At 36.8% G+C, this 247-nt stretch carries 1 protein-coding gene; it reads right to left on the reverse strand.

Going from position 1 to position 247, the window contains the following annotated elements:
* Positions 1–247, reverse strand: a 247-nt coding sequence (locus tag BAU27_RS33535; RefSeq protein WP_175546536.1) for a hypothetical protein, incomplete at both ends; no start/stop codon positions are given.

Genomic DNA, 247 nt, shown 5'->3' on the forward strand with positions numbered 1-247 from the left:
GTCCTGTTTATCTTGTTTGTCCTGTTTATCTTGTTTGTCCTGTTTATCTTGTTTGTCCTGTTTATCTTGTTTATCCTGTTTATCTTGTTTGTCCTGTTTATCTTGTTTGTCCTGTTTATCTTGTTTGCCTGGTTTACCTGGTTTATCTTGTTTGTCTGGTTTACCTGGTTTGTCCTGCTTGTCTTGTTTGTCCTGCTTGTCTTGTTTGTCCTGCTTGTCTTGTTTATCTTGCTTGTCTTGTTTATCT

The organism is Bacillus sp. NH11B, assembly GCF_001884205.1.
GTDB lineage: Bacteria > Bacillota > Bacilli > Bacillales > Bacillaceae_G > Bacillus_A > Bacillus_A proteolyticus.